The organism is Micromonospora sp. C28SCA-DRY-2 (assembly GCF_030519475.1).
GTDB lineage: Bacteria > Actinomycetota > Actinomycetes > Mycobacteriales > Micromonosporaceae > Micromonospora.
Map to the genome: position 1 here is coordinate 1,768,091 of NZ_JAUMKD010000001.1, position 13,358 is coordinate 1,781,448.

General features: G+C 73.1%; 16 protein-coding genes. 5 read left to right on the top strand and 11 right to left on the bottom strand.

What is annotated here, in order from left to right; all coding sequences use genetic code 11:
• Window positions 1-128: 128 nt before the first annotated feature.
• On the bottom strand, window positions 129-587 hold the full coding sequence (locus tag Q3W71_RS08300; protein WP_302918665.1) for an Lrp/AsnC family transcriptional regulator: 459 nt from the start codon (window positions 585-587) through the stop codon (window positions 129-131).
• A 269-nt stretch (window positions 588-856) separates the two neighbouring features.
• Between Q3W71_RS08300 and Q3W71_RS08305 the strand changes: the two genes are divergently transcribed.
• Entirely contained in the window at window positions 857-1,123 is a 267-nt protein-coding gene (locus Q3W71_RS08305; protein ID WP_088996984.1) for a BldC family transcriptional regulator, read from the top strand.
• 45 nt (window positions 1,124-1,168) lie between these two features.
• Here Q3W71_RS08305 and Q3W71_RS08310 read toward each other — a convergent pair whose 3' ends face one another.
• The 3 genes from Q3W71_RS08310 to Q3W71_RS08320 all read right to left on the bottom strand — a co-directional run bounded on the left by Q3W71_RS08310 (window position 1,169) and on the right by Q3W71_RS08320 (window position 4,277).
• Entirely contained in the window at window positions 1,169-1,798 is a 630-nt protein-coding gene (locus Q3W71_RS08310) for a UbiX family flavin prenyltransferase (protein ID WP_302918666.1), read from the bottom strand.
• 107 nt (window positions 1,799-1,905) lie between these two features.
• The gene (mqnP, locus tag Q3W71_RS08315; protein WP_302918667.1) at window positions 1,906-2,817 is read right to left on the bottom strand and encodes a menaquinone biosynthesis prenyltransferase MqnP; all 912 of its coding nucleotides are present in this window, start codon (window positions 2,815-2,817) and stop codon (window positions 1,906-1,908) included.
• Entirely contained in the window at window positions 2,817-4,277 is a 1,461-nt protein-coding gene (locus Q3W71_RS08320; protein ID WP_302918668.1) for a menaquinone biosynthesis decarboxylase, read from the bottom strand. Before Q3W71_RS08320 ends, mqnP begins: the two co-directional genes overlap by 1 nt.
• Before the next feature lie 162 nt (window positions 4,278-4,439).
• On the opposite strand from Q3W71_RS08320, the gene Q3W71_RS08325 reads away from it, so the two are divergent.
• Window positions 4,440-5,255 carry an alpha/beta fold hydrolase gene (locus Q3W71_RS08325; RefSeq protein WP_302918669.1) on the top strand — a complete coding sequence of 272 codons (816 nt, stop codon included), beginning with the start codon at window positions 4,440-4,442 and terminating at the stop codon, window positions 5,253-5,255.
• Window positions 5,256-5,309: 54 nt separating this feature from the next.
• Here the strand turns inward: Q3W71_RS08325 and Q3W71_RS08330 are convergent, their stop codons facing one another.
• Window positions 5,310-5,864, bottom strand: coding sequence for a carboxymuconolactone decarboxylase family protein (locus Q3W71_RS08330; RefSeq protein ID WP_302918670.1), 555 nt, complete (start codon window positions 5,862-5,864; stop codon window positions 5,310-5,312).
• Between the two features lie 104 nt (window positions 5,865-5,968).
• Between Q3W71_RS08330 and Q3W71_RS08335 the strand changes: the two genes are divergently transcribed.
• Both Q3W71_RS08335 and Q3W71_RS08340 read left to right on the top strand, forming a co-directional pair.
• The gene (locus Q3W71_RS08335; protein WP_302918671.1) at window positions 5,969-6,442 is read left to right on the top strand and encodes a MarR family winged helix-turn-helix transcriptional regulator; all 474 of its coding nucleotides are present in this window, start codon (window positions 5,969-5,971) and stop codon (window positions 6,440-6,442) included.
• Between the two features lie 65 nt (window positions 6,443-6,507).
• Entirely contained in the window at window positions 6,508-6,729 is a 222-nt protein-coding gene (locus Q3W71_RS08340; protein ID WP_302918672.1) for a hypothetical protein, read from the top strand.
• A 33-nt stretch (window positions 6,730-6,762) separates the two neighbouring features.
• Here the strand turns inward: Q3W71_RS08340 and ccsB are convergent, their stop codons facing one another.
• From ccsB to hemL, 6 genes are read right to left on the bottom strand one after another with little or no spacing between them, the layout of a single operon-like run.
• Window positions 6,763-7,737: a c-type cytochrome biogenesis protein CcsB gene (ccsB, locus tag Q3W71_RS08345; RefSeq protein WP_302918673.1), complete on the bottom strand. Its 975-nt coding sequence runs from the start codon at window positions 7,735-7,737 to the stop codon at window positions 6,763-6,765.
• Window positions 7,737-9,425 carry a cytochrome c biogenesis protein ResB gene (locus tag Q3W71_RS08350; RefSeq protein ID WP_302918674.1) on the bottom strand — a complete coding sequence of 563 codons (1,689 nt, stop codon included), beginning with the start codon at window positions 9,423-9,425 and terminating at the stop codon, window positions 7,737-7,739. Before Q3W71_RS08350 ends, ccsB begins: the two co-directional genes overlap by 1 nt.
• Window positions 9,425-10,258 carry a cytochrome c biogenesis CcdA family protein gene (locus Q3W71_RS08355; protein WP_302918675.1) on the bottom strand — a complete coding sequence of 278 codons (834 nt, stop codon included), beginning with the start codon at window positions 10,256-10,258 and terminating at the stop codon, window positions 9,425-9,427. Before Q3W71_RS08355 ends, Q3W71_RS08350 begins: the two co-directional genes overlap by 1 nt.
• On the bottom strand, window positions 10,258-10,830 hold the full coding sequence (locus tag Q3W71_RS08360) for a TlpA disulfide reductase family protein (protein WP_302918676.1): 573 nt from the start codon (window positions 10,828-10,830) through the stop codon (window positions 10,258-10,260). Before Q3W71_RS08360 ends, Q3W71_RS08355 begins: the two co-directional genes overlap by 1 nt.
• The gene (locus Q3W71_RS08365; RefSeq protein WP_302918677.1) at window positions 10,830-11,477 is read right to left on the bottom strand and encodes a histidine phosphatase family protein; all 648 of its coding nucleotides are present in this window, start codon (window positions 11,475-11,477) and stop codon (window positions 10,830-10,832) included. Before Q3W71_RS08365 ends, Q3W71_RS08360 begins: the two co-directional genes overlap by 1 nt.
• A 2-nt stretch (window positions 11,478-11,479) precedes the next feature.
• Window positions 11,480-12,817, bottom strand: a complete 1,338-nt coding sequence (gene hemL, locus Q3W71_RS08370) for a glutamate-1-semialdehyde 2,1-aminomutase (protein WP_302918678.1) — start codon at window positions 12,815-12,817, stop codon at window positions 11,480-11,482.
• Window positions 12,818-13,005: 188 nt separating this feature from the next.
• Between hemL and Q3W71_RS08375 the strand changes: the two genes are divergently transcribed.
• Entirely contained in the window at window positions 13,006-13,341 is a 336-nt protein-coding gene (locus Q3W71_RS08375; protein ID WP_302918679.1) for an STAS domain-containing protein, read from the top strand.
• Window positions 13,342-13,358: the final 17 nt, after the last annotated feature.

Below are 13,358 nucleotides of genomic sequence, written 5' to 3' on the forward strand. Positions count from 1 at the left end.
CGGACCGCGCCAGAGCCCGAGCCGACCGCCCGGGGCCCTGTGCGGCGGACCATCCGCGTTTCCCGTGGACCGCGCCGGAGAACCCGGGCAGCCACGGCGGAGGCGGAAGACGGCGCGGGGCGGTCGGCTCAGGCGGAGGGCGGGGTGACCGGTTGCGGGCGGTTCTCCCACTTGGTCGACAGCGCGATGCCGGTGCGGGTGGAGGCCACCCCCGGCGTCCGGTTCAACCGCACGATCAGCCGCTCCAGCTCGGCGATGGTGGTCACCCGCGCCTTGAGCAGGAACGACTCGACGCCGGCCATGAAGTAGCAGGACTCGATCTCGGGTATCGCCCGGAACGCCTCCAGCACGTCGTCGGTGTCGGCGCCGGAGTCCTCGATGATGCCGATCAGCGCGGTCACGCCGAGCCCGACCGCCTCGGGCTCGATCTCCGCCCGGTACGCCCGGATCACCCCGCCGGCCTCCAGCTTGGCGACCCGTTCGTGCACGGCGGGGGCGGAGAGGCCGACCTGTCGGGCCAGTTCGGCGTAGGACAGGCGGGCGTTGCCGCGCAGCAGCTCCACGAGGCTCAGGTCGATGGCGTCCACGGAATGTAGACCCTAGTCGCAGAGGCGTAACGCCGGGCGTTCGGCATCCGTTGGATATAACAGCAGGTGACTGTTCGCAGACCGACGGTGACGGGAGAGCAACGCCGGTACCATTTACTAACTTCCCACTCAGTGCGTTTTTCGCGTTTGGCGGACAGGCCAGGTCGCTGGTGCTGTAATTGCCATACGTCCCTCATGACGGCTCTGGGCTCGCACCGGCCGGGGGCAGTGTGTTCAGCCGGGGGCTTCGTCGACGCGAGGAGGGGGCTGTGGACACTGGAGATCGCCTGCTGACACCGGGAGAGGTCGCCGCACTGTTTCGGGTTGATCCGAAGACTGTGACGAGATGGGCAGCGGCGGGCCGGATAGGAAGCATCCGGACTCCAGGCGGGCATCGCCGGTTTCGGGAATCCGAGGTGCGCGCCCTGCTGGAAGGGGAGGGCATGCTGGACGAGGCGGAAGACGTGGGCAAACCGCGCAACGTGGGCCCCGCCGCCTCGACCGGGCCCGGTCCGGCCAACGCCGGAATGTACTGAGGATCGGCACGCGGACCGGGCGCGGGGTCCGGTCCGCGTCCTGACTCACGCCCGGGCCGCGCCCAGCTCGCCCGACCAGCGCCGGAACAGGGTGTGCGGCACGCCCAGCGAATCCAGCACCTTGCCGGCCACGAAGTCCACCAGCTGCGCGGCGGAGGCCGCCGCACCCGCGCCGTAGAAGCCCGGGCTCGCCGGGAGCACCACCGCACCGGCGTCGTGCAGCGCGATGAGGTGTTCCAGATGGCTACGGGTCACCGGGGTCTCCCGCGGCACCACCACCACCGGCCGCCGCTCCTTGAGGTTGACCTCGGCCGCCCGTTGCAGCAGGTCCTTGGAGAGGCCGATCGCGATGCCGGCGCAGGCCGCCGTGCTGGCCGGCACCACCGCCATCCCGCGCACCGGGTAGGAGCCGCTGCTCGGCCCGGCGGCCAGGTCACCGGCGGGCCAGTGCCGCACGTCGGCGCCGGCCAGGTCCCGGCCCAGCCAGGCGGCGAGGTCCTCGGCCCAGTGCCCGTCCCGGAACGGTCGGCCGGTCTCGTCGAGGAGGGTCAGCCGGGCCGCCCGGGAGACGATCAGGTCCACCGGTTGCCCGGCGTCGAGCAGCCCCCGGACGACGGCCGCCGCGTACGGGGTGCCGGACGCCCCGGACACCCCGACCACCCATGGCTCGCGCATGCCCTCCAGCCTGCCTGGTCGCCGCCGCCGGCCGTCGACCGGCCCCGGATAGCCGTCGCCGCGCACCGGGCCGCCGGCCGATCCGCGCCGCCGGCGACCCGACCCCGTCAGGGCCGCAGGCCGAGCCGGACCACGAGGTCGAGCAGGGCGAACGCGAACAGCGCGATGCCGACGAAGCCGTTGGCGGTGAAGAACGCCCGGTTGACCCGGCTCAGGTCGGTCGGACTGACCACCAGGTGCTGGTAGCCGAAGGCGACAGCGGTCAGCGCCAGGCCGATCCACCAGAGCCAGCCGAACCCGACCAGCGCGCCGAACCAGACGAAGAGCGCGAAGGTCACCACGTGCGCGATGGTCGACGCGTGCAGGGCGAACCGCAGCCCGTACCGGGCCGGCACGCTGTGCACGCCGATCTGCCGGTCGATCTCGGCGTCCTGGCAGGCGTAGATCAGGTCGAAGCCGCCGATCCAGAGCCCGACCGCCGCGCCGAGCAGCCAGGCCGGTCCGGAGCCGTCCAGGGTGCCGGTGACCGCGAGCCAGGCGCCGACCGGGCCGACCGCCTGGGCGACCGCGAGGATGGCGTGCGGCCAGTTGGTGAACCGCTTGCCGTACGGGTAGACCACCAGCGGCACCACGGCCAGCGGCGCGAGTGCCAGGCAGAGCGGGTTGAGCAGGGCGGCGGCCGCCAGGAAGACCACCAGCGCGACGGCCGCGCCGGTCCAGGCCGTACGGAGGCTCACCGCCCCGGTGACCAACTCGCGCCCGGCGGTACGCGGGTTCCGCGCGTCGATCCGCCGGTCGAGGATCCGGTTGGCGGCCATCGCGAACGTCCGCGCCCCGACCATCGCCACGGTGATCAGCAGCAGGTCGAGCCAGCGCACCCGCCCGCCGTCGACCTGCATCGCGGTCAGCGCCGACAGGTACGCGAACGGCAGCGCGAAGACCGAGTGCTCGATCGCCACCAGCTTGAGGAAGGACTTGACCCGGCCCGGCCGTTCGACCGGGGCGTCGACGACGGCCATCAGATCCCGTACTCCTTCCAGCGCTTGTCGACCAGCGAGACCACCTCGGGCGACATCCGCATCTCCTCCGGCCAGCCCCGGGTGTAGCCCTCCTCGGGCAGCTTGCGGGTCGCGTCGACGCCCGCCTTGCCACCCCAGAACTGCTGGTACGACGCGTGGTCCAGGTGGTCCACCGGGCCCTCGGTGAGCAGCAGGTCCCGGGCGTAGTCGACGTTGCCGAAGGCGCGGAAGGCGACCTCGTTGTAGTCGTGCACGTCGCAGTCCTCGTCGACGATCACGATCAGCTTGGTCAGCGACATCATGTGCGCGCCCCAGATCGCGTTCATCACCTTCTGCGCGTGCTTCGGGTAGCGCTTGCGGATCGACACAATCGCGCAGTTGTGGAACACCCCGGCGGCGGGCAGGTCGTAGTCGACGATGTCCGGGATCAGGAAGCGCAGCAGCGGCGCGAAGATCCGCTCGGTGGCCTTGCCGAGACCGTGGTCCTCCTGCGGCGGCTGGGATGTGACGATCGAGTGGTAGACCGGGTTGCGCTGCATGGTCATGCACTCGACGTGCATCACCGGGAACGGCTCCACCGGCGTGTAGAAGCCGGTGTGGTCGCCGAACGGGCCCTCCGGCAGCCGCTCGCCCGGCTCGAGGTAGCCCTCCAGCACGATCTGCGCGTGCGCCGGCACCTGGAGCGGGACGGTCAGGCAGTCCACCATCTCGACCCGCTCGCCCCGCAGGTACCCGGCGAACAGGTACTCGTCGATGTCGGCGGGGAGCGGCGCGCTGGCCGAGTAGGCGACCGCGGGGTCGGCCCCGATGGCGATCGCCACCGGCAGCCGCTGCCCGAGCCGCTCGGCGACCGCGTGGTGCGCGGTGGAGTTCTTGTGGATCTGCCAGTGCATGCCGATGGTGTTGTACGAGTGCTGCTGGAGCCGGTAGAGCCCGAGGTTGCGCTTGCCGGTCTCCGGGTGCTTGGTGTGGGTCAGCCCGAAGTTGTGGAAGATCCCGCCGTCGCCCGGCCAGACCTGTAGCCCCGGCAGCCGGTTCAGGTCGACGTCGTCGCCCCGGTAGACCACCTGCTGGCAGGGGGCGGTCCGGACCTTCTTCGGCGGCATCGACTTGAGCTGCATGACCTTGCCGAGGCCGTCCATCATCCCGGACAGCCCCATCGGCAGCTCCGGCTTGAGCATGTTGCCGATCCGCTCGCCGATCTCGTCGAGGTGTTCCACCCCGAGCGCCATCGCCATCCGCTTCTCGGTGCCGAACAGGTTGATCGCCACCGGCATCTCGCCGCGGGTCGGCCGCTCGAAGAGCAGCGCCGGGCCGCCGGCCCGGACCGTACGGGTGACGATCTCGCTGATCTCCAGGGTGGGGTCGACCGGGGCGCTCACCCGCCGCAGCTCGCCCGCGCGCTCCAGCGCCGCGAGGAAGTCCTTGAGATCGTTGTACGGGAAGCCACGAGCCGCCATACCAGCCAGTCTCCCGCACCCGCTGACGGGCCGCCCACGCCGGGTGGGCGGATGCCGCCGCCGGCCGTGTGCGCTCTGCCACACCGGCCCCTGGAACGGTCGGACTGTCGGTGCCGGGTGGCACCATCCCCGGGCCGTCGCAGGAGTACGAGGGGAGCCGGGATGCCGCGCCGCACGTCCGTGTCGTTGAAGGTCGTCGATCGGGGAGCGGGCACCCCGGTGCTGGCGCTGCACGGGTGGACCCCGGACCACCGGCTGATGCTCGGCTGCCTGGAACCGGTCTTCGCCGGGCGCGCCGGCTACCGGCGGCTCTACCCGGACCTGCCCGGCATGGGCGCGTCGCCGGCGCCGGCGGAGATCGCCAGCTCCGACGACGTGCTCGACACCGTCCAGGATCTCGTCGACGACCTGCTCGCCGACGAGCCGTTCCTGCTCGTGGGCGAGTCCTACGGCGGCTACCTGGCCCGCGCGCTCGCCCGGTCCCGCCCGGAGCAGGTGCTCGGGCTGGCGCTGATCTGCCCCATCGGCACGGCCGTGGAGAACGCCGCGCGCCGGGTGCCGGAGGCGCAGGTGCTGCGCCCCGACCCGGCCCTGCTCGCCGCGACCGACGCTCGCGTCGCCGCGGAGTTCGCCGACATCGCGGTGGTGCAGACGCCCGAGACGCTGCGGCGGTTCCGCGAGGAGATCATGACCGGGCTGGACGCCGCCGACGCCCCGGCGCTGGCCCGGATCCGGCAGCGGTGGACCCTCACCGAGGATCCGGAGGGCGGCGCGCCGTTCACCCGGCCGACCCTGATCCTCACCGGGCGGCAGGACCACGCCACCGGCTACCTCGACCAGTTCGCGCTGCTGCCGCACTACCCGCGGGCGACGTTCGCGGTGCTCGACGTGGCCGGCCACAACCTGCAGATCGAGCAGCCCGGGCTCTTCGACGCGCTGGTCGGCGAGTGGCTCGACCGGGTGGCCGCCGAACGCTGAGCCGCCCGCCGGCCGGGTCGCCGCCGAACGCCGGGCGACCCGCCGGCGGCGGGGTCAGCGGGCGGGCGCCCAGGCGTACCGGGCCAGCGGCGGGTCGACCGGCGCGGCGGTGAGCCGGTTGGCGAAGGTGGAGATGGTGTACGTGCCGACGCCGAGCACCACGTCCAGGGCGTGCCGGGGCTGGTAGCCGGCCGCCAGGAAGGCGGAGAGCTGCGCCTCGGGCACCGCGCCCCGGTGGTCGAGCACGGCCCGGGTGAAGCGGCGCAGCGCCTCCAGCCGGTCGTCGGGCAGCGGCGTGCCGGCGCGCAGCGCCTCGATCAGCTCGGGCGCGGCACCGTGCCGGGTCAGCGTGGCGGTGTGCATGGCGACGCAGAGGTGGCACTCGTTGCCGGTGGCGACGGTCAGCACCACCACCTCCCGCTCGACCGGGTCGAGCGCGCAGGTGTCGAAGATGCCGGTGACGGTCAGGAATCCCTTGAGCAGTTCCGGCGACTCGGCCATCAGGCCGACCGCGGCGGGCAGGTGGCCGAGCTTGCGGCGTACCCCCTCGATGGTGGGCCGGGCGGCGGCCGGCGCGGTGTCCGGGGTGTGGCAGGTGAAGACGGGCACGGGGTGACCTTTCGCGGGGCGGGGTCGCCGGCGCGCGGACCGGCGCCGGCCGTGACGTAGGATCGTCAACGTGGTTGTCCGAATCGTAAACCTGGTTGTCGAACATGGCAACTGACCCCGACCGGCCCGGCTTCCTGCTGCCCCTGCTGCTGCTCGCCGGCTTCCGTACGCTCATCGACGACCTGCACGCCGAACTGGCCCGGCAGGGGCATCCCGAGCTGCGCCCGCTGCACGGCTTCGTGCTCCAGGCGGTCGGCGCCGGCGGCACCACCGCCACCGGACTGGGCCAGCGGCTGGGCATCTCCAAGCAGGCGGCCGGCAAGACGGTGGACCGGCTGGTCGCCCTCGGCTACCTGGAACGCGCTGACGACCCGCACGACGCCCGGCGCAAGCTGGTGCGGATGACCCCGCGCGGGCACGACGGGCTGCACCGCTCGGCGGTGGTCTTCGACCAGCTCCGGCAGCGCTGGGCGGACACGCTGGGCGCGGACCGGGTGGCCGCGCTGGAGGACGACCTGCGCGCCGTCACCCCGGCCAACTGGTTCCGGCTCGACGTGCCCGGCTGGTTCGGCGGCTGACCGTCGCCCGGCGAGAAATCTCACCGGCGCTGGCCCGGCTCCCCCGGCGGGGGCAGGGTGGGCGCATGGCGGACGCGTACGTCGTGGGCGACCCGGACGGGCTGTCGCCGCTGCTGGCCGAGATCCGGGACGCGGTGGCCCGGGAGCTGCACGCCCAGCTGGCGCTCCGGGCGGAGCGGATCGAACTGGCCGACGTGCCGGAGGTGGCCTACCAGGTCACCCTGCGGGTGGACGAGACGGTACGGCGGCGCGGCAGCGCGCCGCGCGGCGGTCACCGGGCGGAGTAGCCCCGGGCCGGCCCGACCCGGAGCTTCCGGACCTCAGTCGAGGCCGCCGTAGGAGTGCAGGCCCTCGAAGAAGATGTTCACGCCGAACAGGTTCATCAGCATGGTGCAGAAGCCGACCACGGCCAGCCAGGTGGCCACGTTCCGCCGCACGCTCGGGGTGGCCCGGGCGTGCAGGTAACCGGCGTAGATCACCCAGGAGATGAACGACCAGGTCTCCTTCGGGTCCCAGCCCCACGGCCGGCCCCAGGCCGCCTCGGCCCAGATCGCCCCGGCGATCACCGCGAAGGTGAAGATCGGGAACGCGAAGGCGTGCAGCACGAAGGTCAGCCGCTCCAGCGCGGCGGCCGCCGGCAGCCGCTTGGCCAGGGTGTACGGGAAGCTGCGCCGGCCGCGCTCGTAACCGGCCCGCATCAGGTACGCCACCGCCGGCACCACGCCCAGCAGGAAGATGCCGGAGCTGAACACGACTGTCGAGACGTGGATGACGAACCAGTACGAGTTGAGCGCCGGCACCAGCGGCACCACCGGCACGTAGAGCACCAGTTCGGCGGTGGCCACCAGCAGCACCATCACCAGGGTGAGGAAGAGCCCGAGGCGGCGCAGCGACGGCTTCCTCCAGAGCACCACCAGCCAGGCGGCGACGCCGATGAACGAGACCGTGAGCACGAACTCGTACATGTTGCCCCAGGGCATCCGGTCGGCCGCGATGCCGCGGGTGACCAGCGCCCCGAAGTGCAGCAGCGCGGCGAGCGCGGTGACGCCGACCGCGATCCGGCCGGCCAGCCGGGCTCGGTGCCCGCTGCGCCCGGCGGCGGTCGTGCCGGCCACCGCCGGTTCCGCCGGGAGGCTGCCCCCGGCCCCGCCCACACCGGCACCGACCAGTTCCCGCGCCGGCGTGGCGACCTGGGCGCGGGCGTTGCCGAGCGCGTACTCGACGGCGTGGCTGATCATGGCGACCAGGTACGCCAGGATCGCGAACGACACCAGCTGGTCGGAGAGTGCGGACATCACTCGGCTCCTTCTCGCGCTCCGGCCGGGTCGCCTCCGTCGCGATCCGCACCGGCCCGCTCGTCCGCCGGCCCGTCACCGCTGACCGCGGCGACGAGCTGGGCGAACTCGTCGGCGAACCCGGGGTGGTCGGTGCGCGGCAACCCACCGGCCTCGACCAAACTACTACCGCCCGTCGGAGATCCACTCGCCGGGTCGGTGGAACCACCCGCCGGGGCGACGGCACCGGCCGGGAGCACCCGGAAGAAGACCCGCCGGCGGCGGACGAAGAGCGAGCCCATCAGGCCCGCCAGCAGCGTCCCGGCGCTCACCAGCAGCAGCGTCGAGCCCGGGTCGTACCGGACGGACAGCACGATGTACGGCTGCGTCCCCAGGAACTCCAGCCGGGTGCCGTCGTCCAGGGTCCAGGTCTCGCCGACCTTGAGCAGCTTGGTGCCGACCTCCTTGACCTTGCCGGTCCGCACCTGCCGCTGGTCCAACTCGTAGACCGAGCCGGGGATGCCCGCGTCCAGACCCAGGTTGCCCCGGTACGCGACCAGGTTGAGCAGCGGGTTGCGCTCGACCGGGAAGTCCGACCGGACGAACGGGCCCTGCTGCGGCGCGGTCGGCAGGTACAGGCCGGTGAAGGCCATCTGGAGATCCGGGTCCCGCCGCCCGGTGGCCGGGTCGACGTTGGCGTCCGGGAAGGCGGCCACGCCCTCGCCGGTGATCCCGACGTCACCGGTGGTGAGGAACGGCGTGGTGCTGGTCTGGCTGCGGCCGAACCGGTCGGTGTAGCGGACCACCGGGGCGTACCCGTGGCCGAGCAGGTAGACGTTGGCGCCGTCGACCCGCAGCGGCGAGTTCACCGAGAACTCGGCCGGGCGCGGCCCGCGGCCCTCCTCGTCGACGGTCACCTTGGCGTTGAAGAACTTCGGCTGGCCGTTGGACTCCAGGAACTCCGCCTCGAAGTCGTCCAGCCGCAGGCAGAACCCGGGCAGGTCGGCGCTGCTCACCCGGGGGCCGAACTTCGTCTCGGCGTACTGCTGCTGGGTGTTGCAGAACGCGTTCTCCGCGCCGGCGACCAGCAGCCGGTTGCCGCTCCAGCCGTACCAGGAGCCGAGCGCGACACCGATCAGCACCACCACCATCGAGGTGTGGAAGAGCAGGTTGCCGGTCTCCTTGAGGTAGCCCTTCTCGGCGGAGACCTCGTCGCCGCGGACCACCACCCGCCAGCGCCGCCGGCGCAGCACCTCGGCGATCGCCGCCGCGCCGCCGGCCGGCGCGGCCAGCACCGCGTGCTGCGGCAGCCGGTCCAGCCGCTTCGGCGCGACCGGCGGCTTCGCCCGCAGCGCGCGGACGTGGTCGCGCAGCCGGGGCGTGATGCAGCCGATCAGCGAGGTGAACAGCAGCAGGTAGATCGCGGAGAACCAGACCGAGCCGAACGCCTCGAAGGCGCCGATCCGGTCCAGCACCGGCGCCAGGTCGGGGTGCGCGACGAAGTAGTCCCGGACGTCCTCCGGGTTGACCCCGCGCTGGGGCAGCACCGAGCCGGGGATGGCGGCGACGGCGAGCAGGAAGAGCAGCACCAGCGCGGTACGCATGCTGGTCAGCTGCCGCCAGGAGTTGCGCAGCAGGGCCAGCACCGGGTTGGGCCGGCGCCGGGGAGCCTCGGCCGGGGACGCCGGCCGGTCGTCCACGACTGTCATCAGATGCTCACCTCGCCCACCCCGACGGTGGTCTGCAACCAGATCACGAAGTTGGTCCACCCGCCGGTGACCAGCCCGAGGCCGATCAGGATCAGCAGGGCGCCGCCGATCCGGGTGACCCAGCGGCTGTTGCGCCGGACGGCGCGGAACACCCCGAGCAGGCGCTGGAAGCCCAGCCCGAAGACGACGAACGGTATCCCCAACCCCAGGCAGTACGCCACGGCCAGCACCACGGCCCGGTCGGTCTGTCCCTCGACGGCGGCCATGCCGAGCACCGCGCCCAGCGTCGGGCCGACGCACGGCACCCAACTGAGCGCGAAGACGGCACCGAGCACCGGCGCGCCGAGCAGCCCGGCGGCGGGCAGCCGGTGGATCCGGAACTCCCGCTGCATTCCGGGCACCAGCCCGAGGTAGCCCAGCCCGAGCAGCACCACCAGCCCGCCGATGACGATCTCCAGCGTCCGCTCGTGGTCGAAGAAGATCCGCCCGAAGCCGGCGAAGAGGATCGCGGTGGCGGTGAAGACGACGGTGAAGCCGGCGATGAAGAGCAGCGTCCCGGCCAGTACCCGGCCCTTGACAGCGGTCCTGGCCGCCGGCCGGGCGGCGACGGCCACCCCGCCGGCCGGGGTGTCCGGGCCGTCCCCGGCGGCCGGGCCGGGCTTCGGGCGGCCCTCCAGGTCGGCCCCGGCCAGCCCGGTCACGTACGACAGGTAGCCCGGCATCAGCGGGAGCACGCACGGGGAGAGGAAGCTGACCAGCCCGGCCAGCGCGGCCGCGCCGATGGCGAGCAGCAGCGGGCCGCTCTGCGCCAACTCCCGGAACGTCTCGCCCATCAGCGTTGACCGGTCGGCGCCGGCGACTCGGCGGCGATCCGCTCGACGATGGGTTGCAGGCCCTCCTGCTTCACCGCCGCCCGGATCACCGCGGCGATCCGCCCCTCCCGGTCCAGCACCACGGTGGCCGGGATGGTGTTCGGCGGGATGTCCAGCGCGAGCGCCAGCCGGCTCGGCGGGTCGAACAGGCTCGGGTAGCTGACCCGGCCCTCCTCGAAGGCCTTCGCCTTGTCCCGCTGGTCCTGCACGTTGATGCCCAGGAAGGTCACCCCGGAGTCCTTGGTGGCCTGGTAGGTGGCCTCCAGGTCGTCCGCCTCGGCGCGGCAGGGCGCGCACCACGAGCCCCAGAAGTTGACCACCACGACCTGGCCGCGGGCGGTGGCGACGTCGTAGCTGCCGCCGGTGAGCAGCTCACCGGCGAGCTTCGGGGCGGCGGACCGCTGGTCGGGAGCGCACTCGATGATGCCGTCCCGGTTGGCGCAGGCCTCCTCCCCGCCGCCCGGCGAGCAGGCGGCCATCGCCACCGCGGTGGCGGCGGCGAGCAGACCGGCGGTCCACCTCCGGGCGTTCATCAGGCCCCCTTGGCCGTCCGGGCGGTCGGCGACATCGCGATCAGGTGGGCGGCCGGCTCGGAGTAGCCGATGCCGACCACCTTGGCGCCCTCGAAGTGGAACGAGGTGAGGCTGGCCAGCCCGCACTGCCGCTTGCGCGGGTCGTGCCAGAGCCGCTTGCGCTCGACGTGCCGGCGCAGCGTCCAGATCGGCAACTGGTGCGAGACCAGCACCGCCTCGCGCCCCTCGGCGGCCACCCGGGCGGCGTGCAGGGCGGCGAACATCCGCTCGGCGATGGCCCGGTAGGCCTCGCCCCAGGACGGGGTGACCGGGTCGCGCAGCACCCACCAGTTGCGCGGGTCGCGGAACGAGCCGTCACCCGGGGAGACCTTCTTGCCCTCGAACCAGTTGGCGCTCTCGATCAGCCGCTCGTCCACCCCGACCGGCAGCCCGAACTGCGCCGCGATCGGCTCGGCGGTCTGCTGGGCACGCTCCAGGGGGCTCGCCACCACGTGCACGATCTCCCGGTCGGCCAGCCCCTGGGCGGCCGCCTTGGCCATCTGCACGCCGAGTTCGGAGAGGCGGAACCCGGGCAGCCGGCCGTAGAGGATCTTGTCCGGGTTGTGCACCTCGCCGTGCCGCAGCACGTGGACCACCGTCGTACTCACCGCTACCCCCCGAGACCCGCCGACGCCGCCGCGGCGGCCGCACCCTGCAGCGCGGCGGCGATCTGCTCCAGCGCGGCGTCGTCCAGCGCCGCCGACACGAACCACGATTCGAACGCGCTCGGCGGCAGGTAGACCCCGGCCGCGAGCATCGCGTGGAAGAACGCCTTGAAGGCCGGCACCTGCTGGGTGCGGGCGCTGTCGTAGTCGACCACGTCGGCGTCGGTGAAGAAGATCGAGAACATGCTGCCCGCGTACGACAGCCGGTGCGGGACCCCGGCGGCGGCCAGCGCGTCGGACGCGAGCTTGCCCACGACGGCGGCCGTCTCGTCCAGCTTGCGGTAGACCGCCTCGTCGGCCAGCCGGAGCGTGGCCAGGCCGGCGGCGCAGGCCAGCGGATTACCGGAGAGCGTGCCGGCCTGGTAGACCGGGCCGGCCGGGGCGAGCCGGGCCATCACCTCCGCGCGACCGCCGAACGCCGCGGCAGGCAGCCCACCCCCCATGACCTTGCCGTAGGTCCACAGGTCGGCGTCGCTGGCGTCGAGGCCGTGCCAGCCGGAGCGGGAGACCCGGAACCCGGTCATCACCTCGTCGACGATGAGCAGGGCGCCGTGCGCGTGCGCGATCCGGGCCAGTTCCTGGTTGAAGCCGTCGCGGGGGGCCACCACGCCCATGTTGCCCGCGGCGGCCTCGGTGATGACCGCGGCGATGTGCTGCCCCTCGGCGGCGAACGCCTCCTCCACCGCCCGCGCGTCGTTGTACGGCAGCACGATGGTCTCGCTCGCCGCGGCGCCGGTGACGCCGGGCGAGTCGGGCAGGCCGAGGGTGGCCACGCCGGAGCCGGCGGCGGCGAGCAGCGCGTCGACGTGCCCGTGGTAGCAGCCGGCGAACTTCACGATCTTGGAGCGGCCGGTGAAGCCCCGGGCCAGCCGGATCGCCGACATGGTCGCCTCGGTGCCGGAGTTGACCAGCCGGACCTGCTCGACCGGGGTGCGGTCGACGATCTCGGCGGCCAGCTCGACCTCGCCCGGGGTCGGGGTGCCGAAGCTGGTGCCGCGGGCGGCGGCGGCCTGCACGGCGGCGACCACCTCCGGGTGGGCGTGACCGAGGATCAGCGGCCCCCAGGAGCAGACCAGGTCGACGTAGCGCCGGTCGTCGGCGTCGTAGAGCCAGGGCCCCTCCCCCCGGACCATGAAGCGCGGGGTGCCGCCGACGGCGCGGAACGCGCGCACCGGCGAGTTCACCCCGCCCGGCACGAGGGCGCGGGCGCGGTCGAACAGGGCCTCGGAGGCCGGCGCGTCGGCCGGGTAGCGGCCGGATCCGGCGGGAAACATATCGGTCACGATGCGGCCATTGTGTCAGCGCCGGACGGCGAATCGGCAGGCACCCCGCATGGGGGTTACCAGTCTCACCCGCTCGCGCTCACGGGCGGCGGCCCGCCGCGGGCCCGGCCGGCGGCCGGGCGCTCGGATCTGGCCCGGTCGGCCCGCCTCGACAGGCCGAGCGGTCGAGATCGCGATAGGCTGACCGGGTGGATCGTGCCGAACTGTCCATCACGGTACACCGGACGGGCGACGAAGCAGTGCTGCGCCTCGCCGGTGAGATCGACATGCTCACGGCCGCCCAGCTGTCGACAGTCGTCAATGAGGTGCTGACCGACCCGCCACCGCGCATCGTGCTCGACCTCGGCGGGGTCACCTTCTGCGACTCACAGGGTCTGGGCACCCTGGTGGTCCTCAGCCGCAAGGCCAGTCACGCGCAGAGTCTGCTCGTCCTAACCCACGTGGGCGACTTCCTGCTCCGCGTGCTGGACATCACCGGCCTCCGCTCCGCCCTGATGATCCGCAACGACCAACCCACCCGCTAACCCCCCGCCCCCCCGCC

What these genes read in the sequence shown, in the direction of transcription:
- Q3W71_RS08310 (WP_302918666.1), bottom strand. Translation starts at nt 1,798, where the DNA reads ATGCGCGAGCCATGGGTGGTCGGGGTGTCCGGGGCGTCCGGCACCCCG.
- mqnP (WP_302918667.1), bottom strand. Translation starts at nt 2,817, where the DNA reads ATGGCCGTCGTCGACGCCCCGGTCGAACGGCCGGGCCGGGTCAAGTCC.
- Q3W71_RS08320 (WP_302918668.1), bottom strand. Translation starts at nt 4,277, where the DNA reads ATGGCGGCTCGTGGCTTCCCGTACAACGATCTCAAGGACTTCCTCGCG.
- Q3W71_RS08325 (WP_302918669.1), top strand. Translation starts at nt 4,440, where the DNA reads ATGCCGCGCCGCACGTCCGTGTCGTTGAAGGTCGTCGATCGGGGAGCG.
- Q3W71_RS08335 (WP_302918671.1), top strand. Translation starts at nt 5,969, where the DNA reads ATGGCAACTGACCCCGACCGGCCCGGCTTCCTGCTGCCCCTGCTGCTG.
- Q3W71_RS08340 (WP_302918672.1), top strand. Translation starts at nt 6,508, where the DNA reads ATGGCGGACGCGTACGTCGTGGGCGACCCGGACGGGCTGTCGCCGCTG.
- ccsB (WP_302918673.1), bottom strand. Translation starts at nt 7,737, where the DNA reads ATGTCCGCACTCTCCGACCAGCTGGTGTCGTTCGCGATCCTGGCGTAC.
- Q3W71_RS08350 (WP_302918674.1), bottom strand. Translation starts at nt 9,425, where the DNA reads ATGACAGTCGTGGACGACCGGCCGGCGTCCCCGGCCGAGGCTCCCCGG.
- Q3W71_RS08355 (WP_302918675.1), bottom strand. Translation starts at nt 10,258, where the DNA reads ATGGGCGAGACGTTCCGGGAGTTGGCGCAGAGCGGCCCGCTGCTGCTC.
- Q3W71_RS08360 (WP_302918676.1), bottom strand. Translation starts at nt 10,830, where the DNA reads ATGAACGCCCGGAGGTGGACCGCCGGTCTGCTCGCCGCCGCCACCGCG.